The 23,988-nt window shown below is 63.5% G+C and carries 21 protein-coding genes and 1 tRNA gene; 7 read left to right on the forward strand and 15 right to left on the reverse strand.

Annotation, left to right across the window (positions count from 1 at the left end; translation table 11 throughout):
* Positions 1-101 precede the first annotated feature (101 nt).
* Positions 102-1,244, forward strand: coding sequence for a Gfo/Idh/MocA family protein (locus ACERK3_05625; protein ID MFA9477772.1), 1,143 nt, complete (start codon positions 102-104; stop codon positions 1,242-1,244).
* A gap of 17 nt (positions 1,245-1,261) precedes the next feature.
* Positions 1,262-2,389 (forward strand): M20/M25/M40 family metallo-hydrolase, encoded by a 1,128-nt coding sequence (locus ACERK3_05630; protein ID MFA9477773.1) that lies wholly within the window; start codon positions 1,262-1,264, stop codon positions 2,387-2,389.
* Between the two features lie 129 nt (positions 2,390-2,518).
* On the opposite strand, the gene ACERK3_05635 is transcribed toward ACERK3_05630, so the two are convergent.
* The 6 genes from ACERK3_05635 to ACERK3_05660 all read right to left on the reverse strand — a co-directional run bounded on the left by ACERK3_05635 (position 2,519) and on the right by ACERK3_05660 (position 8,521).
* A tRNA-Ala gene (locus ACERK3_05635) sits at positions 2,519-2,591 on the reverse strand.
* Positions 2,592-2,679: 88 nt separating this feature from the next.
* Positions 2,680-3,621, reverse strand: a complete 942-nt coding sequence (locus ACERK3_05640) for a hypothetical protein (GenBank protein ID MFA9477774.1) — start codon at positions 3,619-3,621, stop codon at positions 2,680-2,682.
* Between the two features lie 131 nt (positions 3,622-3,752).
* Positions 3,753-5,198 carry a GTPase/DUF3482 domain-containing protein gene (locus ACERK3_05645; protein ID MFA9477775.1) on the reverse strand — a complete coding sequence of 482 codons (1,446 nt, stop codon included), beginning with the start codon at positions 5,196-5,198 and terminating at the stop codon, positions 3,753-3,755.
* Positions 5,195-7,435, reverse strand: coding sequence for a DUF2868 domain-containing protein (locus tag ACERK3_05650; protein MFA9477776.1), 2,241 nt, complete (start codon positions 7,433-7,435; stop codon positions 5,195-5,197). The genes ACERK3_05645 and ACERK3_05650 overlap by 4 nt, the downstream gene beginning before the upstream one ends.
* 105 nt (positions 7,436-7,540) lie before the next feature.
* Entirely contained in the window at positions 7,541-8,071 is a 531-nt protein-coding gene (locus ACERK3_05655; protein ID MFA9477777.1) for a glycine cleavage system protein R, read from the reverse strand.
* A gap of 255 nt (positions 8,072-8,326) precedes the next feature.
* A complete protein-coding gene (locus ACERK3_05660; protein ID MFA9477778.1) occupies positions 8,327-8,521 on the reverse strand; it encodes a hypothetical protein in 195 nt (64 codons plus the stop codon).
* On the opposite strand from ACERK3_05660, the gene ACERK3_05665 reads away from it, so the two are divergent.
* The gene (locus tag ACERK3_05665) at positions 8,498-9,076 is read left to right on the forward strand and encodes a hypothetical protein (protein ID MFA9477779.1); all 579 of its coding nucleotides are present in this window, start codon (positions 8,498-8,500) and stop codon (positions 9,074-9,076) included. The genes ACERK3_05660 and ACERK3_05665 overlap by 24 nt on opposite strands.
* A gap of 211 nt (positions 9,077-9,287) precedes the next feature.
* On the opposite strand, the gene ACERK3_05670 is transcribed toward ACERK3_05665, so the two are convergent.
* The 4 genes from ACERK3_05670 to ACERK3_05685 all read right to left on the reverse strand — a co-directional run bounded on the left by ACERK3_05670 (position 9,288) and on the right by ACERK3_05685 (position 13,044).
* Positions 9,288-9,635 (reverse strand): hypothetical protein, encoded by a 348-nt coding sequence (locus ACERK3_05670; protein MFA9477780.1) that lies wholly within the window; start codon positions 9,633-9,635, stop codon positions 9,288-9,290.
* Positions 9,632-10,288: an alpha/beta hydrolase gene (locus ACERK3_05675; protein MFA9477781.1), complete on the reverse strand. Its 657-nt coding sequence runs from the start codon at positions 10,286-10,288 to the stop codon at positions 9,632-9,634. The genes ACERK3_05670 and ACERK3_05675 overlap by 4 nt, the downstream gene beginning before the upstream one ends.
* 63 nt (positions 10,289-10,351) lie before the next feature.
* The gene (locus ACERK3_05680; GenBank protein ID MFA9477782.1) at positions 10,352-11,299 is read right to left on the reverse strand and encodes a ring-cleaving dioxygenase; all 948 of its coding nucleotides are present in this window, start codon (positions 11,297-11,299) and stop codon (positions 10,352-10,354) included.
* Positions 11,300-11,400: 101 nt separating this feature from the next.
* Complete coding sequence (locus ACERK3_05685; GenBank protein ID MFA9477783.1) at positions 11,401-13,044, reverse strand: PAS domain S-box protein; 1,644 nt, start codon at positions 13,042-13,044, stop codon at positions 11,401-11,403.
* Positions 13,045-13,203: 159 nt separating this feature from the next.
* On the opposite strand from ACERK3_05685, the gene ACERK3_05690 reads away from it, so the two are divergent.
* On the forward strand, positions 13,204-14,172 hold the full coding sequence (locus tag ACERK3_05690) for a sensor histidine kinase (GenBank protein MFA9477784.1): 969 nt from the start codon (positions 13,204-13,206) through the stop codon (positions 14,170-14,172).
* 57 nt (positions 14,173-14,229) lie between these two features.
* Here ACERK3_05690 and ACERK3_05695 read toward each other — a convergent pair whose 3' ends face one another.
* Positions 14,230-16,179 carry a cytochrome c biogenesis protein CcdA gene (locus tag ACERK3_05695; GenBank protein MFA9477785.1) on the reverse strand — a complete coding sequence of 650 codons (1,950 nt, stop codon included), beginning with the start codon at positions 16,177-16,179 and terminating at the stop codon, positions 14,230-14,232.
* 156 nt (positions 16,180-16,335) lie between these two features.
* Between ACERK3_05695 and fliM the strand changes: the two genes are divergently transcribed.
* Positions 16,336-17,364 carry a flagellar motor switch protein FliM gene (fliM, locus tag ACERK3_05700; protein ID MFA9477786.1) on the forward strand — a complete coding sequence of 343 codons (1,029 nt, stop codon included), beginning with the start codon at positions 16,336-16,338 and terminating at the stop codon, positions 17,362-17,364.
* A gap of 84 nt (positions 17,365-17,448) precedes the next feature.
* On the opposite strand, the gene ACERK3_05705 is transcribed toward fliM, so the two are convergent.
* Positions 17,449-18,579: a phosphotransferase family protein gene (locus ACERK3_05705; protein MFA9477787.1), complete on the reverse strand. Its 1,131-nt coding sequence runs from the start codon at positions 18,577-18,579 to the stop codon at positions 17,449-17,451.
* Between the two features lie 174 nt (positions 18,580-18,753).
* Between ACERK3_05705 and ACERK3_05710 the strand changes: the two genes are divergently transcribed.
* The gene (locus ACERK3_05710) at positions 18,754-19,905 is read left to right on the forward strand and encodes an aminopeptidase (protein MFA9477788.1); all 1,152 of its coding nucleotides are present in this window, start codon (positions 18,754-18,756) and stop codon (positions 19,903-19,905) included.
* A 10-nt stretch (positions 19,906-19,915) separates the two neighbouring features.
* On the opposite strand, the gene ACERK3_05715 is transcribed toward ACERK3_05710, so the two are convergent.
* Both ACERK3_05715 and ACERK3_05720 read right to left on the reverse strand, forming a co-directional pair.
* Positions 19,916-20,857: an aldo/keto reductase gene (locus ACERK3_05715; protein ID MFA9477789.1), complete on the reverse strand. Its 942-nt coding sequence runs from the start codon at positions 20,855-20,857 to the stop codon at positions 19,916-19,918.
* A 91-nt stretch (positions 20,858-20,948) separates the two neighbouring features.
* A complete protein-coding gene (locus ACERK3_05720) occupies positions 20,949-21,830 on the reverse strand; it encodes a CehA/McbA family metallohydrolase (GenBank protein ID MFA9477790.1) in 882 nt (293 codons plus the stop codon).
* Between the two features lie 219 nt (positions 21,831-22,049).
* On the opposite strand from ACERK3_05720, the gene ACERK3_05725 reads away from it, so the two are divergent.
* The gene (locus tag ACERK3_05725; protein ID MFA9477791.1) at positions 22,050-23,105 is read left to right on the forward strand and encodes a hypothetical protein; all 1,056 of its coding nucleotides are present in this window, start codon (positions 22,050-22,052) and stop codon (positions 23,103-23,105) included.
* A gap of 19 nt (positions 23,106-23,124) precedes the next feature.
* On the opposite strand, the gene dapF is transcribed toward ACERK3_05725, so the two are convergent.
* Positions 23,125-23,988 (reverse strand): diaminopimelate epimerase, encoded by an 864-nt coding sequence (gene dapF, locus ACERK3_05730; protein MFA9477792.1) that lies wholly within the window; start codon positions 23,986-23,988, stop codon positions 23,125-23,127.

Raw genomic sequence — 23,988 nt, forward strand, 5'->3', positions numbered from 1 at the left:
GCCGTTGTCGGCCATGGTCGACATGTGGGGAGCCACCCTCTACCTGCAATCGGTTATCCTTAACCGGGTAAGCGCCCCCCGTATTACCCGGAGTGATTCTCATGAATAAGTCTCGTATCGGCGTCGTCGGCTGCGGCGTCATCGGTTCATTCCACGTTCGTTCCTCTGTACAGTCTGCTTACGCCGACGCGGTCGCCGTTGCCGACGTAAACGAAGCATCGGCGCAGGCACTGGCTGATAAGCATGGCGTTGCGAAGGTCTACGGCGATGCGCAGAAGCTCTTTGCCGACCCTGATGTCGATGGTGTCGTCCTGGCGCTGCCGGCGAACCTGCGAAGGCGGTTGGCGTTGGCGGCCCTTCAAGCGGGCAAGCATGTGCTGATCGAGAAGCCGGCCGCGCTGAACGATGACGAGGTACAGCAGATCATGGCGGCGCAGAACGGGCAGGTCGTCATGTGCTGCCAGAACCGCTATGAGTTTACGCCTTCGGCGCGAGCCGCCGCGCGGCATGTCGCCAGCGGTGCGCTGGGCAAGCTGCGGCTGGTTCGGGTGCGTGGCGTGACATCGCCTATGAAACCACCGCCGGCTCAACCACCGGTGTGGCGACTTCGGCGGGATCTCAATGGCGGCGGGATCATGGCGAACTGGGGCTGCTACGACCTGCACTACATGCTGTCGGTGCTGAACTGGAGCGTGACGCCACAGACCGTGATGGCGCAGATGTGGCCGATCGGCGGACCGTTTGCCGACTATGCCGACCCAAGCTCGGACGCGGAAACACACCTGCTGATGTTCGTCCGTTGTGCGGACGAAGTGGTGATCTCGTTCGAGCGGGCCGAGCTGCTCGCGACGCCGCCAAGCAAGGCGTGGGAGATCATCGGCGAGAACGGCACGTTGGTTCTTGAGATGACGCCGGGTAATGAGAAGCAGGTCGTTTTCTATCGCCGCGACCCCGGCAACCAGGGCGTGACCTCGGACGTGATCTGGTCGGGCGAAGAGGATGGCTTCATGCCGCACCAGGGAACGCTGGATGCCTTCGCGCTGGCCATCCAGCGGAACGACGGTTCGCCCAAGCCGTTGCGGCAAGCGTCGTTCGTACAGCGACTCACCGACGCAGCGTACCAGAGCTCGGAAACAGGGCAGACGGTGACGGTTGACTTTACGGACCATGGCGCTGCGCTGTCGCCCGACGAGTTCGAACAGGTGCCGACCGTAGCGCTGGCCGAACCGCCCGCGACGGACTGACTTGATACGGAAGCGAGATGACCGACCTTCCTTCCACCGCTGCCGACGTGATCGCCCAGGCGCGTGAACTGCTCGCAGCAATCGTGCAGGTCGGCGCGCCGACGGGCGGGGAAGCGGTCCGGGCGGCCTGGATCGCTCGCTGGCTACGCGAGCAAGGCGTTGGCAACGTTGAGATCGATGAGGTCCACAACGTGACCGTCAGACTCGGGCCTGAGGAAGGTCGGCCGTTGCTGATCGACGCGCACACGGACACGGTCTTTGACGACGAACGGCCGCCGCTGACCAAGACCGCGACTCGCTGGTGCGCCCCGGGCATCATGGACAACACCGCGGCGTGTGCCTTGTTGATGTGCTGGGCAGCGCAAGTGGGGAGCGGCCTGGTCGCGCTGCCGAGACCTGTCCTTCTGAGCTTCTCCGTTGGCGAAGAGGGCCAAGGCGATCTGCGGGGCGTCAAGCATTTGTCGCAAGTCTGGCGCGATCGGCCGACGGCGGCACTTGTGTTGGACCTCGGCCTGGAGGAGGTCAGCCGGGTGTGCGTCGGCAGCGATCGCATGCAGGTGACGATCGGCTGTCGAGGCGGCCATAGCTGGAACGACTTCGGCGATCCCACCGCGATCCACGCTGCTTGCCGATGGATCGCCGACCTTGAAAAGGTTGCACCGTGGTCACGGAATCGGCTGAGCTACAACGTCGGCATCCTGCGCGGGGGCGACCGCATTACCACGCTCGCTGCGACGGCGGAGGTGTCGCTGGACTTACGCAGCATCGACCCGGCACTGTTGGCGGAGGCGAAGGAGGCGGTGCTGCGATCGCTTCACACGGCCGCCCCTGCGTCGGCTTACAGTGTTCGGGTCGAGCCGGTCGGCTTCCGTCCCGCAGGCGCGCTGCCTGAGACGCATGCACTGCTGGCCGCCTTGCAGGAAACACACCGCGAACTTGACTTGCCGCTGACGGAGCGCCCCCTGAGCACCAACGCCAACTGGTTTATCCACCAGGGCGTTCCGTCGCTGTGCACCGGCATCGTGCGCGGGGCGGGCTATCACAGCCGCGAGGAATACATCGAAGTGGCATCGTTGGCGCAGGGCTGGCAGAAGCTCACCCGTCTGGTCGACCGCCTGCTGAACTGCCAATGCGAAGCGATGTGATGATGTTCCCACTCGCCCCTGAACATGGTGGGGTGTGCCCGTGGGGTGTCGGTTGCGGTCCGGGAGTGGGGTTCTGCGCAAATAAAAACCGTAAAACACTTGTTTAAGTGGTTTACGGTTTTATGAAAATGGAGCTGAAGAGATTCGAACTCTCGACCTCTTGCATGCCATGCAAGCGCTCTCCCAACTGAGCTACAGCCCCGCGAGACCCTTTATCAGGGGATCGGCGGGTAAGTATAAGCATATCGATCGTTGTGGGCAAACCGGTGGCAAATCAGGCTGGCGTGGGCTCAGGGATCGTGCGGGCTGATACGGACGCGGTCGAAGTCGGTGCGGGCGACCGTTTCGACTCGGCCGTCGACGAAAGCGATATTGATCGACTGGCGATGGCGGTCGAGGGGGATGCGATCGCCGATGCGACTGGGATGGTTGTCGACGTCGGCGAGGCTGCCGCGGGCGGGGGTGCCGCCAGTGGCGGTGGTGTAATAGAGGGCATTATTGCGTCGTAGAGGGGGGAGAGCGTCGGCGGACTGGCTTTTGGCTGTGCCGGCCTCGGCGTAGAGCATGGTCAGGGCGGGGCGGCTGACGCCGACGAGGTTGGTTTCCAGGGGCGTCTGGTGCTCGTTGCCGTGGACGCGGATCGTGGTGGAGAGGGGCGGGTACTCGAACGCGCCGCCAGCGTCGGGGTTGTCGGGGTTGCGAAGCAGGCCTGCGAGGTCGTAGTTGACACCGAAGGAAACGCGGCTGAGCGGTCGGCCGAACGATTCGCCATGCAGCAAGGCGTGGCCCGGGTTGGCTTGCTGAAGGGTGGCATCGCGTGGGCAGTAGAAATCGGGGCGAGCCTGACTCGGGCTGGAGCGGAAGGTTTCGCCGGCGATTTCGCCGAGGTAGGGCAGGAGGGCGCTGGCCCAGTCGTTGAGTTGGCCGTCGCGGTCGTAGCTCCAGCGGCGCTGGCTGGTGTCGTAGGCCTGTGCCCAGTGATGAGCGGAGGCGGGCTGGACGTGGTTGTTGTGATCGCCGAGGAAGGTGAGGCCGGCGAGAGTGACCTGCCGAAGATTGGCGGCACAGGCGGTGCTGTGCATGTTCTGTCGAAGGTTTGCAAGCGTGGGCAGAATCATCGCCAGCAGCAAAGCAACCGCTGCAATCAGCACAAGAACCTCGACGAGCGTGAAAGCGGACTGCTTGCGATCCATCACGTCATCCAGCGGACAGAAATACGGCCGCGTCGACATTGACACCCCCTGGAAATTTGACACATATTGCCCCGATCATCCAAAGTCCCCAATTGCTTGGGGCTGGACCAATTGATTTGATCGTAGCGATGGCAGCTTGCCTGTCAATGAAATTCTGTTGCGAGCAAGATTCATAAAAGGTTGATCGGACGATCAGCGGGAATGCGCAGCTTCTCACTGAGCAGTTGACTCAATTCACTCACGGCAGCGCGGCGGCGGTCCGTGCCGCCAGGCCTGGCATGCTTTGAACTGCCGATATGGGACCAATTCGGCTGAGCACGGGCTCGGCGAAGTGGGCTGGGCAGTCGTGGCGGAGCGGCGGGCTTGCCGGGACGAGCGTCGTATGTATCGAGTCGAACGGGCGTGAGACTGGCGTGGCCGCGACGGAGCAGGGTGCGGACGAGGTTAAGTTGGCGCAGGGTGAGGGTGATGAGCGTGGCGTCGTCGCAGCAGAGTTCGCGGTAGCCACGGATGCGGTTGAGCAGGCGTCGGCCCTCGGCGGCGCCTGAGCCGACGATGCCGCCGATGGCAGCCCCGAGCACCGTGCCCGTGCCGAGCGTGAGGCCGGCGGAGGCGATGTCGGCGATGAGGCCCACAGCCGCGCCGGTCGCAGCGCCGCCGCCGGTGCGTACGCCGAAGCGCCGCTGCGTTTCCGGGTTGAACAAGTCAAACTGCCATTGCCCATCCTTGAACGGCAGATCCGTGGGCAGGTAGTCGTCGCTTCGAAAGCGGAAGTCTTCGAGCAACTGATCGACGGTGCGCTGCTCGCGCTCGCGGATGCGTTGCTGAAGCGTGTCGATCGCCGCGGCGAGTTTCGCTTCATCATCAACAGGCGTGCGGACAACATACGCGGCCGCGTCGATGAGCAACTCGGCGATCGTGTTCGCAGCATTGGCGATCAGTGCATCGCGCATCCGATGACGGTCGGCGATGATCGCGTCGATCTGCTCGCGATGACTGTCGAGCAAGGTACGCATCTTCTCAAAGAGACGCTGCTCACTCATCTCACCAAGCTCAAGCGTGTCGAACTCGGCCACGGCGTGCAGGTTGAGCCTGGCAAGCTCATCACGCCACTCGGTGGCGCGGGCGGTTGGCGAGGCGATGAAATTGAGCACCGGCACGATCGGCCGGGCGCAGTAGGTGAGGATGGCCACCTCGTCGCGGTACTTGCCCAGCACAGACTCGCGGGCGTCGATCACGTAGAGCGCGACGTCGCTGGCCATGACCTGGCGGATGGCTTTGGCTTCCTGCGCGAACACACGACGGGCATCGTCGTGGGCGAGGAAGCGTTGCACGAGATCGTGGCCGATCGCGCGCTCGCCGCCGCGCAGTTGTTCGAGGCGTTCGAGCAGTGCGATCGGGTCTTCCAGTCCTGGCGTGTCATAAAGCTCGGCGATCGGTTGGCCTTCGACGGTGAGGGCCGCCCCGCGAACGTCACGCGTGGTGGCGGGGCTGTCGGAGACCTCGCCGAACGTGGTGTCGCGGGTGAGCGTGCGCAGAAGCGAGGTTTTGCCCGTGTTGGTGTGGCCGACGACGGCAACTTTGAGTGGCGCGGCGGCAGGGAAGTTGGGGCTCATGGCCGTACCTCCGCGGCGAGGGCCATGTCAAAGCGATGACGCAGCGTCTCAAGCCAGCTTCGCACGTCGTCAGCCGAGGCAAGGCGACGCGCGTCGTCTACATCGGCAAGCACACGATCAAGCACGCGCGAGATGGTCGCTTCGCCTCGGCCTTGCAACTCAAGCAGCATGGCGAACATGGCCGCGGCATCGACGGCTTCGGTGAAATCCTCACTTTGCAGCATATTATCGGCGTCGGTGGCGTGGCGGCTTTTGTCGGAAGCTCGCGGCTGCATTGCGCCTGCGATCGCCGCGCCGATCAACGACCAACTCGGCAAGGCCGCAATCACGAACGGTGAAAGCAACGTCGCCGCCGCCACGCAGCCTAACGCCCCCGACGCCGCACCCGCTGCGAGCCAACGTGGGCGCAATCGCAGGCTTGGCGGCAATAGCGATACCGCCCGCTCAGCGCTGTCGCGCACCTTCGTCTGCCAGTCAGCGGGCGATTGCTCACGCAGGTCGCTCGGCAGGTCGAGCAGTTTACGCCACGTGCGCGGGTCGCTGTTTTTGCGATATGTCGCGGCGATGTCGTGATGCAACTTCATACGAGCCGACGCATCCGGCGGCGCGGACCATTGGTTGCAATGCGTCACAATCACGTCGAATGCCGCCTCGAGTTGCCGAGCGGCGGGCGCGTGCGGCGAGGCGGTCGCTTCAACATCCGGCAGCAGGGCGGCAAGCCGATGCAGGCTCGTGTCTGTCGCATGATCGAGGTCGAGGTCGAGCACGTGCTGATCGTCCATACCGATCTGCCGGGCCAGCTCGCGCCATTGCATGAGTCGGCGTTCGACCATCTCCGCGCCGCCGCGGTCACGCACCGCCTGCCCACCGGTCAACAGCAGCACGGGCGAGCGTGTGACCGCTTGTCGCAGCGCTTGCAGGTAGCGTTGCGTGCCCCGGTCGGGTGTCGCGGCGAGTTCGCACACGATCACCAGCGCCGTCGGCTCGGTATCGCTTTGCGTCAGCTCATCAATCACCTGCTGCCGCGTCGTGCGATCATCGACAAAGCCGAGGTCCCGCCACGCCACGCCGTCTACCGTCGGTGGCCAGGGCCCCTCATTTGACCGCACCTCCACCGCAACAATCGCCGGCGGCCCGACCGCGCGCGTCGTCGGCTCATGCGCGGGCAATGCGTCCGCTGCCGTCGCTGGCTCGCTATCCGCTTCGGCCGGGTCAATCACACCCAACGCCTGCACGCTTGGCATCAGCCGATCGCGCAGTCGCTGATAATAAGGCTCATCCATATCCAGGCGATAGCGTCGCTGTGCACGCCACGCGAACAGGCCGCACATGAGCAGCAGCAGCAGCCGCGGAGCGAGCCCGTACGCAAGCACCGCACCAAGCAGCAGGCCCGCCCATGCGTCGCGTGCTGCGACGAGCGCATCGCGGTCGAGCGTCGCGGCGTCGCTGGCCTGCGTTGCGAGTACCTGCTCGGCCGTGGGCACGGTTAAGCCCAACCATGTCGGAGCCGCGCCGAGTACACCCGTCATCCAGACGTACGCCTCGGGCGTGAGGATTGTCGTCTCCCACGCGAACACGTACGCTCGCACGCTCAGCATGCCGGCCAACATCAACAGACAGCCCACGTTGAACGAAAGCCACATCGCGTGGCTGATCCCGCCGAACAGCCACACACCCAGGCGACTGCGCGTCACGGCTGTGCCCGTCGCGTCGATCGCCGCCATCGCTTCATCGCCTTGATGCAATCGCCCCGTCACCCACTGACCCGCCGCAACCACTTTCGCCCCCAGCGAGCCCTGCCCCGCGCCGCCAGGCCAGACCAGCATCGCCAACACCCACACCAGCAACAGCAACGTCTGCAACCCCAGCAGCACTGCCAGTACACCAAACACATTCACCGCTTCCCCGGCCTGACCGGCGGGGCCGATCTCCAACGCCCCTCGCGCCGCCCCGGCCCCCAGCAGCGCCCACACGACGATCGCCACCGTCACCGCCCACCCGCCAACCTGTCGCATCCGTGCCAGCGCATTGCGCAACGGCTTCGCCACCGGCAGCGCAGCCGCACGTTTTACGACACGTTGCTCCAGCCCGCCGCCCGCCTCGCGTGCCGCCGCTTCCGCGGAGGGCGCGCCGAGCAACGGGCCAGCCGAGGCCTCATACGCCTGCACCGCTTCCGCCAGCATCCGGTCGTTGAACCGCAACTGTGTCGCCTTGTCGTGATGCGCTTCGGCCGACATAGCCACAATCCTATACGCAACATCGACCGGGGACACGATCAAGCGACGTGCCGCCGGCTCACGCGTCAAAGGCGGCGACTTGCATATGTGACCATCCGCGAACGATCAGGTGGCCGACTGTGGCTCGTCATAGGTCAGGTCGAGGTGGAGGTGCTCGCGAAGTTCTTCGAGTGCCTGATACAGTTCGTTCATGTTCGCGTCGTCGGGAACGCCAAGCTCCACGTTGGCTTTGAACAGCAGCTCGCCGGTCATCGGAGCGCTGTATGAATCGCTGGTGAGTTCTTCGACGTTGATGTTTCGTCGGCTAAGCTCGCGGGCGAGGTCGCGGACGATGCCCGGGCGGTCGTGGCCTACGAATTCCAGCCTGAGCGTGCGAGCGGGCTGCGGCGTCGAACGCTCGGCCCGCTGAACGACGATATGCAGCCGATCGTTCGCAAGCCCCTGCAACGCCTTTTCCAGCGAGGCGGCGTGCTCCGTCGGCACGGTCAGCCAGACGAGCCCAGCGAACTGGCCGCCAACCGTCGCCATTCGGCTCTCCACCCAGTTGCCATGCTCGGCGGCAATGGTTTCCGAAAGCGATTCAACCAGGCCCCGGCGATCCGGGCCTACAACTGTCAGTACGAAAGAGTCATACATCAGCATTTCCTCGGCAATACAGGGTTCAGCCTCACCATTCTACCCGGAATCGGGGTTAGTGAGGGCCCGCCAGTTCGCTTGATGCCACTGACACATGGACGCCCCGCGTTTCGGTGGAGCGGTCTGCATACGATGGAATGATGCTTAAGCCAACGCAGGTGTGCGTCGAAATGGGCCAATAAAAAAAGCCCCGCCGAGCGAATCGGCGGGGCTTTTGTGTTTTTAAACGATCACGGTGTGATCGTGTGGTTGGATTTACCACACAGCGCCTTCACCGTTGTCCTGCTCGGCGTCCGCGTCTTCTTCCGTGTCCTCATCCTGGCCGAAGCCGCCCATCAGCGCGTCTTCTTCCTGGTCGTCGCCCTGTTCAATTCGCTGAACAACGCGGTCGGTGAGGTCAATGGTTTCGAAGCTGCCGTCCTCGTCATGGAGCACTTCCAGTACGATCATGTCAACGCCTTCTTCACCGGCGACCTCGCGGGCCATTTCACGGATCTCATCGAGCGTTTCCTGATCAATGCCGGAGTCTTCACGTTCGCCATCCTGGCGGAATGGATCCTGTCCCGCCTGTGCGGGCTGCTGAAGGTCGCCATCTTCCTGCTGACCGTCGCGAGCCTGCTGGTCCCGGTCCTGGTCTTGGCCGAGTTGACCGTCACGGGCCTGCTGGTCCTGACCTTCGCCGAGTTGACCCTCGCGGGCTTCCCGATCGTCTCGGTCTTTCTTGTCCTTGTGAGCTTCGAGAACAGCCATCAGATCGACCGTGCCGATACGCAACTCACCACCGGCGCGTTCACCGTCCTGGCCGAGCTGCTGCTGCTCCTGGTGCTGTTCACCAGCTTGCTGCTGGTCCTGTTCGGTTTGCTCTTGCTGCTCGCCAAACTGTGCGGCGGCGCCCATCGTGAGGCATCCAATAGCAAGGCCTGCGGTCGCTGTCTTCAAAAATCCTGGTCGCATGGTGCGTCCTCTCTTCTCTCCCTCGTTGAGGAGGGTCATAAAATGCTCTGATTCATTCAGAGCGTGGTTCAAAGCGGGTCATTTCCGGATCGGCCGATTTTCCGTCTGCATGCACTAAGAATTACGAGTGGGAAGCTAGGCTGTCTTTCCAAATCTTGAAAAAATCCCGGTTTTGGTGGATAAGCTGACGTGCATCAGGAAAACCCGGGGTTGCCGTAGCTCACTGATCCTGCCCGTCGCACGCATTGGTATGGAGGCGCGTTTAGATCGCGATGAACAGCGACCGACGCTTGTTCGGCTCGACGTGACGTGTGCGATGACCTTTGCCGACCGTGTCCTCGACGAGCAGTATGTCGCCGCCACGGAACGTACGACGTTCGCCGGTTGAGACTTCAATTTCGATCACGCCATCGAGCAGCACGATGTACTGTCGGCGCGGCGCGTTGTGCCAGTCGTAGTCATAGCCGGGCTCGTTCTCACGAAAGATGATCGCCTTGGCGGGCATCGGTTCGGAGAGTCGGCCGATCTCGCCCGCGTCGTTCAGTGGAATATCGGTCTCCTCGAAATGCGATTCGCCTTGGTCGTCGGCGTAGACGCGAGTGACTTTCATGATGTCGCTTCCTCATCGCCTGCGAGCACCTTTTCCAACATCGCACGGCAGACGCGCAACTCGTCATCGTTGACCGTATGCGGCAGGCCCGGATACCGGCGGACTTCGACAACCGCGCCCATGCGCGAAAGCACGGCCTCCGTTTCGCGGACACGTTCGAAAGGAATGTGCGCGTCAGGATCGTTGCAGCCGAGGAACACGGGCGTGCTTTCGAGTGAGCCGGCGTAATCGCGCGATGTTCCGGGCGGGCCGATGAGTCCGCCGGTCAACGCCATGACCGCGCCGTAGCGACGTGGGTGCCTTGCGATGAACTCACTGGTCAGGCAAGCGCCTTGCGAGAAGCCGAGCAGGGCGATGCGATGGCTGGGGACGCCACGGCTAAGCAGATCGTCGACGATTTCGGCCAGGCGTTTCAACGCCGAGTCGAGGTAAGGCTGGTTGGTTTCGATCTCCGCCAGGAAGGGGTTGGGGTACCAGGTGTGATTGGCGGCCTGCGGCGCGAGGCCGGCGAGGTTGGATAGATCGAGCGTGCGATGCAAAGCGAGGATGCTCTGCGCATCAGCGCCGCGGCCGTGGACGAGAACGAGTGTGGCGTCGGCATTTTCCGGCGACGGGCCGGCGGTGAGCATGGGCTGGTCGGCGTGGGGGTGCATCGTTTGGTTTCTGGTTGCTGGTTACTGGTTTCGGGTTGTGCTGGTGAGGCGCGGTGCGCTGGGTCAGAGCGGCTTGAGATTGGCCTCGATTTGTTGGCGTTGTGGTTCGAGGAACGGGGGCAGCGCGAGCGACTGGCCGAGCGTGTCGGCGGACTCGTCGACGGCGAAGCCTGGCCCGTCCGTGGCGATCTCGAAAAGGATGCCGCCAGGCTCGCGGAAGTAAAGGCTGCGGAAATAGAAGCGGTCGACCGGGCCGCTGGCGTTGATGCCGGAGGACGCGAGGCGCTCGGCCCACTTTTCATAATCGTCGAATGTCGGCGTGCGGAAGGCAACATGATGAACGCCGCCTGCACCGTAGCGAGCGCGTGGCAGGTCGGGCTCGACGCGAACGTGCAACTCGGCCGCGGGGCCGGCGTCACCCATCTCGTAGACGTAGGTGGTCGGGCCGGTCGCTTCGGCGTGTGTGTATTGGCGTGCCTGCCGCATCTCCATCAGGCCGGTGAGCACACGGCTGGTCGGCTCAAGGTCGGGCACGCTGATGACAATCGGGCCAAGCCCGCGCACCTGATGTTCGACGGCCACGGGGCTGTCCTGCCAGGGGTGGGCTTCGCCGACACCGTCATCAACGACGAGACTGATGCGTTGCCCCTCGGGGTCTTCAAAGTCGAGTGTGGACCGGTTGTCGCGCTTGACAATGTCGCTGACGGCGATGCCGTGGTCGGTGAGTCGCTTGGCCCACCATGTCAGGCTGGCTTCGTCGGCGACACGCAGGCCGGTGCGGACGATGCTTCGCGTACCGCGCCGTTCGGGCGCGGCGGGCCAGTCGAAGAATGTCAGATCCGTACCGGGACTGCCTTTGCCGTCGGCATAGAACAGGTGGTAGGCGGAAACGTCGTCCTGGTTGACTGTTTTCTTGACCAGCCGCATGCCGAGCGTCTGCGTATAAAACGCGAGGTTGCCCGGGGCGTCGGCCGTGATGGCGGTGAGGTGATGGATGCCGGCTAACTGCATAATTCCCTCCGTTGCATTTCGCGAAACGCTCTTGCTATGTCGACGCAGCCGCTAATTTGATCACAGCTAACAGGAGCCATCGTGGTTGGATGCGCCGGCGTCTACGTCGGTCGCAGAGGGACGTCGAGAATGATCTTTGTTCCGCGGTCGGGCTTTGTGTCAAGATGCATTCGGCCGCCGATCAAATGCAGACGCTCGCGAATGCTCAGCAGCCCGTACCCCGCGCGGCCAGCCGATGGCTCCTTAAGGGAATCCGGGTCGAAGCCCTTGCCCTGATCTTCAACAATGGTGTGCAACTGATCAGGATTGGGCTGAGTCATGCGAACGTGAGCCTCCTTCACGTCAGCGTGTTTGACGGCATTCAGAAGCAGTTCACGTACGGCCTGAAAGATGAATATGCGAACACTTTCTTCCGTGGGTTCGGCGATACCGTCGGTGTCGACTTCAACCGTCAGGCCATGCATCTGATGCATCCATTGGCCAAGCCAACGAAGGGCGGCGACCAATCCTTCGTCGTGCAGCACGGGCGGGCTGAGTTCAACGGTCAACGAACGCGAGGCATCGACGGCCTGGCCAAGCAAGTCGTTGGCACGCCTGAGGGTCTGCGTCAGTTGTGGATCGTCGGTCAGATTCTGCGCACTGGCGAGTTGAAATCGCGAGGCGACGAGCAGTTGTTGGAGGTGGTCGTGGAGCACTTGGGCGAGGCGTCGGCGTTCCTGTTCCTCGGCTCGTGTGAGTTGGAACGCCAGGGCACGGATCTGCTGCGTCCGCCGAACGACGCGCTGCTCCAGTGTTTCGTTGAGATCATTGAGTTGGTCCTCCACGGCCTGGCGTTGTATGGCACCGCCGAGGATGTTGGCGATCGCCTGGAGGAAATTGACATCGTCGCGGGTGAATTCCCGGCGGCTTGTGGCGTGAGCGCTCAGGACGCCGAAGGTGTGCGAGTATTCGCCCGCCACGATCACGCTTACGCCGCTGACAGCACCTTGCTCGCTGAGTAGTGTGGAATCTTTAAAGCGATTCTCTTCCGGCAGGTTTTCCACGATCACAGGGCCGCGGGTGGCCAACGTGTAGCCTGCGAGCGTATCTTTACCGCCCTCGACGGTCGCGTGCCCGATCAGTTGTTCCGGCCAGCCGACGCCTACCACCAGTTGAAAGACGTTTTCCTCTTCTTTCCATCGCAGCACGTCGACCAGCGGCGTTTCAAGCGTGCGACTGATCAGTTTGGCTGCCTCTTGAATGAGCTTGAACAGAGGGATGGTTTGCAGGGCTTGCTGCCCCAGTTCCGCCACGGCACGCTGCTGCCGTGCGTGGGTTTCCAGTTGTTCCTGAGACTGCTTGGCCTGGGTTTGATCGCGGAGAATTTTGAGGAAGCCGATCGCCTCGCCCGCATCGTTTTTCAAGGGCATCATCAGACCGTTGGACCAGAAGCACGAACCATCTTTCCGCGCGTGCCAACGTTCGTCTTCGCCGCGGCCGGTGGTGAGGGCACTTTTCCGCTCGCGGTCGGATATCCGATTTTTGACATCTTCTCTCGTAAAAATGACGTCGGCCGACAGTCCGATCGCTTCCTCTTCCGAATAGCCAAGCAGTCGCTCGGCCCCGTTGTTCCAACTGGTGATTTGGCCGTCGAGGTCGGTGGTGAAAATAGCGAAATCGAGGGCGCTATCGAGGATCAGGCGGAGGCGTTGTTCGCTCTGCCGAAAGGCTTCAGCCGGGTTGTCGCCGAAATCAGGGCGGGGCATGGGGTTTTGTCCGTTTGTACGTATAGCCGATGGTAGAACCGATATTGGTCAGGTTCCATCTCGATTCTAATCGCACAATCAAACGAACGCTTGCCGGTACGCCACAGCGATCGGTCTGACAGGTCGGATGAATGGGCCAAATCGGCTGGGTTTGTGTGTATGCGGTTGCCAGGATCAGCGGCGGCGGCGCGGGCGGGCGTTGGCTGGACGCGGCCGAGGCGGCTATTCTCATCGCCCATGGAACCGCTGGCGGCATTGATGATCGGACTTGGGCTCGGGGCGCTGCTGGCGCTGCCGCTGGCGATCGTCTGGAGTCGACGCACCGCCAGGCGGGTCCGTCGGCTGGAGCAGCGCGCCCGCGCCGCCGAGCGACTCGCCGAACTGGGCACGCTCACCGGCGGGTTGGCTCACGAGATCAAAAACCCGCTGTCGACCATCGGGCTCAATATCCAACTGCTTCAGGAAGACCTCAACGACATCGCCGAGCAGGTGCCGACCGGGGCGTCGTCGGAAGAAAAATTCGGGCGGGTGCAGCGCCGCTTCGGCGCGCTGGGGCGAGAGACGCAGCGACTGCGCGAGATTCTCGAAGACTTCCTCCGCTTTGCCGGCCGCGTGGAGTTGGACCTCGAAGCAACTGATCTGAACGCGCTCATTGACGAGCTGACCGACTTTTTCGAGCCCCAAGCTCGTGCCGGCCAGGTAAACCTGCGCACGCAGTTGATGGCTCAGCCTGCGATCGCGATGGCGGACCCCTCCTTACTGAAGCAGGCATTGCTCAACCTGCTGATCAATGGGCTGCAGGCCATGGCCGAAGCACGCGAGAAGGGCAAGCCGCATGGCGGGGCGAGTGAGTTGATCGTCCGCACCGAACGCCGACGGCCGCTGGATCACGATGAGATACACATCCACATCACCGACACCGGCCCCGGCATGAGCGAAGACGTCGCGGCCAAGGTGTTTCAGCCTTACTTCTCCACCAAGCGCGGCGGCACGGGGCTGGGCCTGCCAACGACACGTCGCATCATTGAAGAGCATGGCGGCCACATTGATGTGCATGCCGCCGTCGGCCAGGGCACGGACTTCACCATCGCATTACCGGCGGCGCTGGATGAGGCGTCGGCAAGCTGACAACCTTGCCTCGTCGCGACGGGCGAAGTTTAGAAGTTTAACGTGGCGCGATGTGGTTCAGCGCTGCGCAACGGCCGAGGCTGCCTTTGCCTCTTCAATTGCGCCGAGCACCTGGTCGACGGTATAAAAATCGCCCTTGAAAACTTCGCTGCCGTCGGGTGAAAAGACGATCAACAGCGGGATGGTGATGCGATTGACCGACGCGAGCTTTGCGTTGCCTGACTCATTATTGCCGGTCAGGTCGACCTTCATCGCCACCACGCCGGGCTGACGGAGCGCTTCGGTCACGCGGTCGGTGTAGAGCACGGCCTCTTCGAGCGCCTTGCAGTTCAAGCACCAGTTGGCGGTGAATTCCATCATGACCACATCGCCACGCTCAAGCGCCTGCTCGAAGCGATCGGGGGTGTAGTAGACCCACTCGATCGGGCCGGGGCGTGTGAAGTGCCATGCAATATGACTGCCCGCGAGGATGAACGCCAGGCCCAGCCCGGCGAACGCGACGCGCCTGCCGAGCGATGGCGTGATGCGAAACGTCCGCCACGCCAACCACGCGCCCGCCGCGACGCCCAGCCCGCCAACGACCCACCAGTAGGCGTTGCTCGGCGGTTCGCCCTCGACAACGAACAGGCCGGTGATGCCCGTGCCGATGAAATATGCCGCGGCGGCGAGCATGAGCATGCCCATCACCTGCTTGATCAGTTCGCTGGCTGGCCCGGTGCGGGGCATCTTCTCCACCAGTTTTGGAAACGCCGCGAGCACGAGGTAGGGCATCGCCATGCCCGCGCCGATGGCGAGGAAGACGATCAACGCCATGTCAGGCCGTTGAGTGACCGCGCCCGCCGCGGCGGCTCCCATGAATGGCGCGGTGCAAGGGGTGGAGAGCACCGCCGCCATGATGCCGAAGACGTACGAGCCGTGGAACGAGTCGTGCCGCGGCTCGATCATGTAAACGAAGCGCGGCAGGCGGACCGTGAACAGGCCGCACATGCCGATGGCCATGATCGCGATAAACGCACCGACGCCGATGGTGAAAAGCGGATACTGGAAGAGCTGGTTGGTCGCGAGGAAGCCGGAGACGCTGGCGACGGCGATGCCGATGGCCAGCCAGAAGCTGATGATGCCCGCGGCCATGGTCGCGCCGAGCGCGAGGCAGCGGCCGCGCGAGCCGGCCATCTGCGACAGGCCCATGATCTTGATCGGGATCACGGGCAGCACGCAGGGTGTAAGGTTGAGCAGGAAGCCGCCGACGCCGGCCATGAGCACGATCAGCAGCAGGCCGGTGACGGTGTTGATGTCCAGCGCGAACGCGAGGCCGAACAGGTCGAAGGCGACCACCTCGACGGGCACGTCGCCGCTGCGGATGCGCTCCCAGACGCCGACGTCGAAGCCGGCGAACACCGCGGCGGCAGCCTCGCCGTCGGCGGCTTCTCCCGAGCCTAGCGTCGCAGCCTCTTCCGCAGAGACGACACGGACGGTGACGGTATGTCGCTCGCCACGGACGGGCATCAGGCAGGAGTTGTCGTCGCAGGCCTGGTAGGTCGCGAGCACGTCAAAGCTGTACTCGCCCGGCTCGGCGTCGCTGGCGACGGTCACCGGCAGGAACGCCACGGCTTCACCTTCGTAGACGTCGTAATCGACCGGCCTGACGCCGAAGGCGACCTCGATCGTCACCGGGTCGGGCCACTGAATGAACTGCGGATGCGGCGTGAGCGGGCTGCCCTCGGGCACATCGACCTCGATGGCGGTGGCGATGTACATATCCGCGCTGCCAAGCTCGGTGGGCACGACCGGCGCGTGCGTGTGGATGTGCCAATGCTCGTCATGGTCGAACGTCACCGCCACGGGCAGATCGCTGCCAGCGACGACGGCGTCACGCTCGGGGGCGACGCGAACATCGACACGGGAGCTGGAATTGCTCAGCCCCTGCGCGAAGGCGTGGCCGTCGACGGCAAACGTCAAAAAAAGCAGGCTCAGCAGCAGCAGGGCGGTTCGGTGCATCGTTGGCATATGTCTCGCTGTACGGTGTCGGCGTGGTTCTTGTGCGGCGAAATCGCCCGAAAGTGGCCTCGCATTGCTGTGAACGCGTTTCACAGGCGTTTTGGAGTCATGGACGCAGGTTGCCCGATAATACGAACGAGCGACCCTGGAGGAAAATTTCAGCCGATGTCTGAAGTGCTGGATCAGAATGAAGTAGACGCCTTACTCGCCGCTGTCGACAGCGGCGAGATGGAGGGCGATGGCGCAGGCGCCGGGGCGGGGCAGGTCTTTTCCCGCAACCGTCGGCCGGGCCAGGAAGACGTCGAGGTCCGCGCCTACGACTTCAAACGCCCCGAGCGCGTCTCGAAAGACCAGATGCGGGCGCTGCACAACCTGCACGAAGGGTTCAGCCGAAACTTCAGCGTCGCGCTGTCGGGCTTTCTGCGGACGATCATGGAGGTGAAAGTCTCCAGCATCGAGCAGATGACCTTTTCCGAGTTCACACACTCGCTTCCCAACCCCACCTGTTTCAACCTGCTGACATGTGAGCCCTTGGAAGGCAACATGTGCCTTGAGATCTCGCCGTTGATCATCTACCCGGTGGTCGATCGGCTGCTGGGCGGCTCGAACGCGGACCTGTTCATCCCGCAGCGACCGCTGACGGCGATCGAACTGCGGCTGGTGAGCAAGATCATCGATCGCGCCAAGCGGGCGTTGGCCGAGGCGTGGGAAAACGTCATGCCCGTGAACTTCGAGCTGGATGACACGGAGAGCAACCCGGTCCTGGTGCAGATCGTGCCGCCGAACGAGGTGGTGGTGCTGGTGGGCTTCGAGCTGAAGATGGGCGGCCGAGCGGGCACGATGAACCTCTGCATTCCGTACAACGTCATCGAGCCGGTGATGGAGAAGCTGTCCAGCCAGACGTGGGCGGCCTACAAGCGCAACCGCGGCGACACGGCCCTGCGGCAGCGGGTCGCCCGCCGACTCGACGCCGCCCGCCTGCCGGTCACCGGCGTGCTGGCGGACACGACCATCAAGCTGCGCGACCTGATGAACCTTCAGGTCGGCGACGTGGTCCTCACCGACAAGCCCGCGTCCGCGCCGTTGACACTGACGGTAGGCGACCGCCGCAAGTTCATCGGCAACCTCGGCCAGTTCAAAGGCAACCGGGCCTTCAAGGTTCGAAGGCCGATCAACCCCAAAGATCGCGTGTAGCTTTTCTTTAAGCCCCGACCTCAATGAGGCGTCGCGGTGTTACACCGTGGGCTTTATGCATTGTGTGCTGACGTGGGATCAGCATCATGCGGCTGACGCTTCAAGCACGTCCAACGCCGCATGGAGATGGAGCGGATCGCCGTGGTGGACGAGTTGGGCTGGTGCGCTGATGGCCAGCAGGTTTCGCTTGATCTGCGCGAGGGCGGGCCAGTCGCTGCCGACGGGCAGGCCGTGTTGCTTTCGCTGCTGGGCGATCAGTCGGCAGACCTTGCGACCGTTGAGCCGGTCGCGCCTCGCCCAGAACAGGTGCTCGAAGTAAACCGCGTCTTCGACCCAGTGGCCGACGCGTGTATGGGCAAAGTCGAACAGCAGGGCGGGGCCGTCGGGCGCGGGGTCGCGGGTCATGGCGTTGCCCAGGTGCAGGTCGCCGTGACACCAGTCTTCGATGGGGCGATCGTGCCACTGTTTCAGCCAGCCGTTGAGCTTGCGGTGAGCTTTTTTAAGCACGGTCCGCCAGCGCTGAGCCTGGGGCACATGCGAATCACGCACCGCCTTGCGCGCCCGTTCGTAGACCGCGTCCCAATCGCGCAGCATCGGGTCGCCTGCCAACGGCACATTGCGGGATGCGGCGTAAAACCGCCCGGCAGCCTCGGCGAGCAGATCAAACTCTCGGCCGTTCCACTGCGGCCCCAGCGGTCCGTGGGTCAGACGCTCCATCACCACCCAGGCCAGGTCGTATCCGCCGAGCATCTCGCCGTGTGCGAAGACGCGCGGCGCAACTTCGCCGACCTCGCCCAGATGGGCTAACCAGTGTCGTTCACATGGCGGAACGGGCATCTTGACCACCACGTCGTGTGGCTGGCCGTCGTCGTCAGCGTAAGTGGCGTAGCCGGTGACCGCTCCGCCGCGTTGCCAGTCGGTGCGGAACCAGTGCAAGTCGGTAAGTCGGCCCTGGCAGACGTGCAGCAGCACGGGCGCGAGGCTCGTGCCCAACAGACTTTGTTTGCTTTGATCGTGATCGGAATGCGGCAGCGCGGCCGGCTGATGGGCCAGACTTTCATTGCTCGGCAGGGGCGTGGCAACGTCGCCGTTGCCGTTCGCGATTGGCCCGGCGGATGTGATGCGGCCTGCTGCGTAACCCAGGCCACTGGCTTCTACATCCACCGAGCCCGTCTGCCCTGCCACGGTGCCATCCAGCGAGGAGTCGGCATTCATCCGTGTCGTCCTTGGCGACGGACCCCAGTCTCTTTATCACGGTAAGGCTCGAACGGCCCGGAGGCAAGCCCTTTTGCCCGATTTGCCACGGCGCGTACCATGGGGCCCCGGCGGGCGGCCGTGTACGCCCGTTTTCAAACACTGACGAGAAGCGACTTTCCGAAAGAAGCCCCTATGCGCGACCCCCGCCTCGACCAGCTTGCCCGTGTGATTGTGGAATATTCCACCGGCGTCAAGCCGGGCCAACTCGTTCGACTCAGCGGCGAGCCGATCGCCACGCCGTTGATCGAAGCGCTCTACGAAGCCATCATCAAAGCAGGCGGTAACGTGCACCTGAAACTCGCACCCGAAAGCCTCACCGACATCTTCTACGAACACGCCAGCGATGAGCAGCTTCAATATGTCAGCCCACTGGCAAAGCATGAAATCGAAACCGTCGACGTGAGCATCGGCCTCTGGGCGGAGACAAACACCAAGAGCATGTCGCGCGTCGATCCGCAGCGGCAACGTCTCGCCTCCGCCGCTCGCAAGCCGATCATGGAAACATTCATGAACCGTGCCGCCAAAGGCGAACTCAAGTGGTGCGGCACGCTCTACCCCACGCTCGCCTCGGCTCAGGACGCGGAGATGAGCTTGCGACAATATGAAGATTTCGTCTTCAAGGCCGGCCTGCTGGACGCCGACGATCCCGTGGCGGCGTGGCGGAAAATCGAAGCCCGGCAGCAGAAGGTAGTCGACTACCTCACCGGAAAGAAAGAGCTGCACTTCAAAGCCGACAACGGCACGGACCTCACCGTCAACGTCGAAGGCATGACATGGATCAACTGCTGCGGCCACGAAAACTTCCCCGACGGCGAAGTGTTCACCGGCCCGAACCTCAAGGCAGCCGACGGCGGGGTCAACGGCATCGTCCGCTATTCGTTCCCCGCAGTGCACGGCGGCCGCGAGGTGCACGGCGTTGAACTCACCTTCGAAAAGGGCAAGGTCGTCGACGCCAAAGCCGAGAAGGGCCTCGACTTCCTCCAGCAGATGCTCGACCAGGACGAAGGCGCTCGCTACCTCGGCGAAATCGCCATCGGCACGAACTATTCAATCACCGAATATTCCAAGAACACCCTGTTCGACGAAAAGATCGGCGGCACGTTCCACGCCGCCGTCGGCGCGGGCTATCCGGAAACCGGCAACAGCAACAGCTCCGGCCTGCACTGGGACATGGTATGCGATTTACGAACCCCCGCCGGCGGCGGCACGATCACCGTCGATGGCGAGGTCATTCACAAAGACGGCAAGTTCGTCTTCCCCGAGTGGCCGGGCAACGAGGCGTAACCTCTGAATCCTAATCCGCCCGCCCGGCGGTCGCGGCCTGCGGGTGGTCGTCGCTGACGAGGTCGAGGTCGGCAGCGGCGGCGTTGCCGTGCACCTGCTCGGGGTTTTTACAGCCGGGAATGACACACGTCACGGCCGGGTGCTTCAGACACCACGCGAGCGCCCACTGCGCCATGGGTACGCCGGCGGGCAACTCTTCCTCAGCGATGCGCTGCACCTCTGTGAGCTTCGCCGCGCGATCCTCGGGCTTATGCCATCGGCTGCGCACATCGTTTTCCGGAAACTCACTTGCGGTGGTGTACTTGCCCGACAGGTAGCCGGACGCCAACGGCACGCGTGCGAGCACGCCGAGGTTCTGTTCGCGGCAGAGGTCGAACACGCCCGCCTCCTCGGGGGCACGATCGAGACGGTTGTAGACGACTTGGATGAGTTCGATGCCCATTCGCTGCGAGGCTTCGACCTGCTTCGCGTTGCGGTTCGAGCCGATGCTGTTGCCGATGTGACGAATCTTGCCCGCAGCTTTCGCGTCGTTCAGTACGGCGAGCACATCGTCGTCGAAGAACTTGTCGTCGCCCCACGAGTGATACTGGTAGAGATCGACATAGTCGGTTTTCATGGCTTTCAGCGATGCTTCAAGCTGTTGGCGGACGTCGTCAGGCGAGCGGGGTTCGGAGCGTTTGAACGGCTCGTGGAACTTGTGGCCGAACTTGGTCGCGAGCACCCACTTGTCGCGGTCGCGAGCGATGGCGTTGCCGGTGAGCGATTCGGAGAGGTGGTCGCCGTAGCATTCAGCGGTGTCGATGAGGTTGATGCCGGCTTCGCGTGCGGCGTCGAAGATGGCGTCCACATCGGGCTGCGTGAAGGTCATGCCCCACTCGCCGCCGTACTGCCACGTACCGACGCCGACGACGGAGACACGGAGGTTGGTTGAGCCGAGGGTGCGATACTTCATGTTGCATGCTCCGGTTGACGAGTTAGCTGTTCAGTGACTCTTCATTCGTAGGGCGGGCCAGCCGCTGTGACAAGCGCGGTGTCGAATCGCATCATTTCTCAGCAAAGAACGGCTGACTCCATGCACGCTTGATGCCGCGATGCGCTTCGACGCGGAAAAAGGGCAGGCCTTTGGGCGTTGACCATGTCAACTCGCCGTCGTCGGTCTGCGTAAGCGTTTCGCTGCCGGGGCCGATGACGCGGATGTGTTTGGTCCGCGCGTCGACTTTGACGTGGAGTTGGCCGTTGCTGAGGTGAATCTTATCGAAGCCGGGGCCGGTGCTGGCATAGAACGCGCCCTGCTTGAGTTGCTCGACGATCGTCTCCCATGTGACTTCGCCCGCGTGGTCGGCTGGTGTCTGCACGTTGACCCAGCCGTGACCGGGCGAGGTGTACTGGCAGTGGAAGTCGTCGGTGGCGACGGCGAAGAGGCGTTTGCCTTGGGTCAGCAGTTCGTCCCAGAGGGCGACGTTGCGCGTTTCGTCCGTGCCGCGCAGTTCGCGCAGGCCGTTGTAGATTTCGATGGCATGGAGCACGTCGGCGGCCTTGCGGACGTTGTCGTCGCCGTGTGGGTATTCCTGCGGATGGCAGGCGATGACGAAGCCGCCGGCGTCGCGAAGGGCGGCGGCGCGCTGGGTGTAGTCGTCGCCGGGCGTGGGGGTGACGTCGTGGACGCCGAGTTCGATCATGTGATCCGTGCCGCCGTTTTCCTCGCCGGGCACGACGACGAGGCCGGCCGCCTGCTGCCAGCCGCCTGCCTGGGCGGGGGTGCAGGTCTTGTTGTGGTCGGTGACGGCGAGGAAGTCATAGCCGAGGCGGGCGTACATGCGGCCGCTCTCGCTGATGTCCATGAATCGGCCGCAGGTGGTGTGGGCGTGCACGTTGCCGCGTAGCCAGTGGTCGGAAGGCGTGTATGGGCTGTGGTATTCGCTCATCGAAAAGGTGTACCTCAAGGGCAGAGGGGAATGGGGTGATCAATCGCGCGATTTTGAGGCGATTGTTACACAAACGGTGGGGAAGTTCGAATCGCGGCGGTTGCCGGCGACAGCCGAGCCGTGAGAAAAGGCGATCGCGCTTTGGCGATGGACCGATGATAGGATCAGGTGATTGATGTGGTTTGACCGGGTCTGAATCTGAAGCACGGGAGTGCATTGATGGATTTGAAAGTTTTGCTGACATTGCCGCTTTGCGTGGCGTTGAGTGGTGCGGGCCTGCTGGCGGACGAGGCCGACGCGCCTGCGGACGAGTCGACGATCGGGGCGAACGAGTCGGGTGTGAGCAACATGCCGCGCGACGGGCTGGACCTGCTGCGCGACCGAGAGTCGCCTGCGGTGGAGCCGTTTCGCGGGCCAACGATAGGCGGGACAGGGCCGCGTGTGGATGTGGACCCGGCGGTGGTCGGGCTGCCGCCGGGGGAGGCGGTGCCGCGTGCGCGTCGCGAGGGTGATTTTCTGGTGAACCAACCAGGTCGAGTGCTTCGGCCGGACGACGGGAGCTTGTGGATCTTTCAGCCGACGGTGCGGGAGGATGAAGAAGCGGAGGCGGACGCCTTGCCACCGATGCTGGTGCTGCCGTCGGGTCGGCTGGAGATGATCGAAACGTACATGCAGGAGCAGGGGGGCGACGCGTGGTTCGAAGTGTCCGGCCGTATACACGCATATCGTGGCGTGAACTACCTGTTGCTGACACAGGCACGGCCGCGTGTGAGTGCGGAGGCGCAGTCGACGGATGAGGGTGACGAGTCGGCGGAGCAGGCCGAGGCGGTGGATGAGGATGAGGACCCGATGTTGCGAGCGTTGCTGGAGCAACGACAGGCAGCGCCGTCAACGCCTCGTGAGCAGGCGACGACGGATCGGCCACGCGATCGTGCGGCCGTGGTGGCGGGCAGTGCGCCGGGGTCAGGCGAGGCGGCAGGCGAGACGTTGCGGGATGAGGGCAGCATGCTGGTGCAGCGTCGCGGTCGCGTGACGCGCGCGCGGGACGGAGGGCATGTGTTGTTTACGTTTGAGGCGGATGGGCGTGAGTCGCCGGAGTCGCCGATGATACTGCAGCCTTGCCGGTTGATGGAGTCGATGGAGCGAATCGTGCAGCAGCGTGGCGAGCAGGTGTTGTTCGTCGTCTCGGGACAGGTGCAGCGCTATCGGGGCGCGAATTATCTGTTGCCGACGATGATGCGCGTCTCGCCGGAGAAGGGGAACCTGGGGCGGTAAGGTTTGAGTTGCGATTCTGTCAGTCGGGCCAGTCACCGATGAACACTTCGGTGGCGGGGCCGGTCATGTATACGTGATTGTTGCTTTCGCGCCATTCGAGCGTGAGATCGCCGCCGGGCAGGTGGGCGGTGATGGTGCGGTCGTTGCGATCGGTGAGCACACCTGCGACGCAGACAGCACTCGCGCCCGTACCGCAGGCGAGTGTGATGCCGCTGCCGCGTTCCCATGTTCGCATGGTGACTTCGTTGCGGGCGTGGAGCTGGACGAAGTGGATGTTCATGCGGTTTGGAAAGGCCGGGTGTCGTTCGAGCAGCGGGCCGAGGCGGGTCAGGTCGATGGCATGAACATCGGGCACGTAGATCATCGCATGGGGGTTGCCCATGGAGACGAAGGTGGTGGTGAGCAACTCGTTGCTCTGCGCGATGGAGAGGCGGAAGGTTTGTGGCTGATCGGTCGGCGTGAGCTTGTCGGGGGCGACGGGGACGTGGGCGGGTTCGAGGATGGGGGCGCCCATGTCGACAGTAACCTGATCGACCTTGCCGTCCGCGTTTGTGGTGTATTCGAGGCTGAGCACGCCGTTGCCGGTCTGAACGCGCATGGGGTTGGCGGCGGTGATGCCGTAGTCGTGGGCGAGCTTGCAGACACAGCGGACGCCGTTGCCGCACATCTCGGCTTCGGAGCCGTCGGCGTTGAACATACGCATGCGAACGTCGGCCTCAACGCCGGGCTCGGGCGGCAGGGCAAGGATGAGGCCGTCGCCGCCGACGCCGAAGTGTCGGTCGGCGATGCGCGGCGCGAGGTCGGCGGGATCGGCGATGGTGTGTTCGTAGCCGTTGACGTAGACGTAGTCATTGCCAAGGCCGTGCATCTTGATGAAGCGCAT

The organism is Phycisphaerales bacterium AB-hyl4, assembly GCA_041821185.1.
In the GTDB taxonomy this organism is placed as follows: domain Bacteria; phylum Planctomycetota; class Phycisphaerae; order Phycisphaerales; family Phycisphaeraceae; genus Natronomicrosphaera; species Natronomicrosphaera hydrolytica.

Coding starts and splice junctions, on each gene's coding strand:
- ACERK3_05645 (MFA9477775.1), bottom strand. CDS start 5,198: ATGAGCCCCAACTTCCCTGCCGCCGCGCCACTCAAAGTTGCCGTCGTC.
- ACERK3_05625 (MFA9477772.1), top strand. CDS start 102: ATGAATAAGTCTCGTATCGGCGTCGTCGGCTGCGGCGTCATCGGTTCA.
- dapF (MFA9477792.1), bottom strand. CDS start 23,988: ATGCGCTTCATCAAGATGCACGGCCTTGGCAATGACTACGTCTACGTC.
- ACERK3_05640 (MFA9477774.1), bottom strand. CDS start 3,621: ATGTCGACGCGGCCGTATTTCTGTCCGCTGGATGACGTGATGGATCGC.
- ACERK3_05695 (MFA9477785.1), bottom strand. CDS start 16,179: ATGCCAACGATGCACCGAACCGCCCTGCTGCTGCTGAGCCTGCTTTTT.
- ACERK3_05670 (MFA9477780.1), bottom strand. CDS start 9,635: ATGAAAGTCACTCGCGTCTACGCCGACGACCAAGGCGAATCGCATTTC.
- ACERK3_05720 (MFA9477790.1), bottom strand. CDS start 21,830: ATGAGCGAATACCACAGCCCATACACGCCTTCCGACCACTGGCTACGC.
- ACERK3_05630 (MFA9477773.1), top strand. CDS start 1,262: ATGACCGACCTTCCTTCCACCGCTGCCGACGTGATCGCCCAGGCGCGT.
- ACERK3_05660 (MFA9477778.1), bottom strand. CDS start 8,521: ATGATCGTACTGGAAGTGCTCCATGACGAGGACGGCAGCTTCGAAACC.
- ACERK3_05675 (MFA9477781.1), bottom strand. CDS start 10,288: ATGCACCCCCACGCCGACCAGCCCATGCTCACCGCCGGCCCGTCGCCG.
- ACERK3_05705 (MFA9477787.1), bottom strand. CDS start 18,579: ATGAATGCCGACTCCTCGCTGGATGGCACCGTGGCAGGGCAGACGGGC.
- ACERK3_05690 (MFA9477784.1), top strand. CDS start 13,204: ATGCGGTTGCCAGGATCAGCGGCGGCGGCGCGGGCGGGCGTTGGCTGG.
- ACERK3_05655 (MFA9477777.1), bottom strand. CDS start 8,071: ATGTATGACTCTTTCGTACTGACAGTTGTAGGCCCGGATCGCCGGGGC.
- ACERK3_05715 (MFA9477789.1), bottom strand. CDS start 20,857: ATGAAGTATCGCACCCTCGGCTCAACCAACCTCCGTGTCTCCGTCGTC.
- ACERK3_05685 (MFA9477783.1), bottom strand. CDS start 13,044: ATGCCCCGCCCTGATTTCGGCGACAACCCGGCTGAAGCCTTTCGGCAG.
- ACERK3_05710 (MFA9477788.1), top strand. CDS start 18,754: ATGCGCGACCCCCGCCTCGACCAGCTTGCCCGTGTGATTGTGGAATAT.
- ACERK3_05680 (MFA9477782.1), bottom strand. CDS start 11,299: ATGCAGTTAGCCGGCATCCATCACCTCACCGCCATCACGGCCGACGCC.
- ACERK3_05650 (MFA9477776.1), bottom strand. CDS start 7,435: ATGTCGGCCGAAGCGCATCACGACAAGGCGACACAGTTGCGGTTCAAC.
- fliM (MFA9477786.1), top strand. CDS start 16,336: ATGTCTGAAGTGCTGGATCAGAATGAAGTAGACGCCTTACTCGCCGCT.
- ACERK3_05725 (MFA9477791.1), top strand. CDS start 22,050: ATGGATTTGAAAGTTTTGCTGACATTGCCGCTTTGCGTGGCGTTGAGT.
- ACERK3_05665 (MFA9477779.1), top strand. CDS start 8,498: ATGGAGCACTTCCAGTACGATCATGTCAACGCCTTCTTCACCGGCGAC.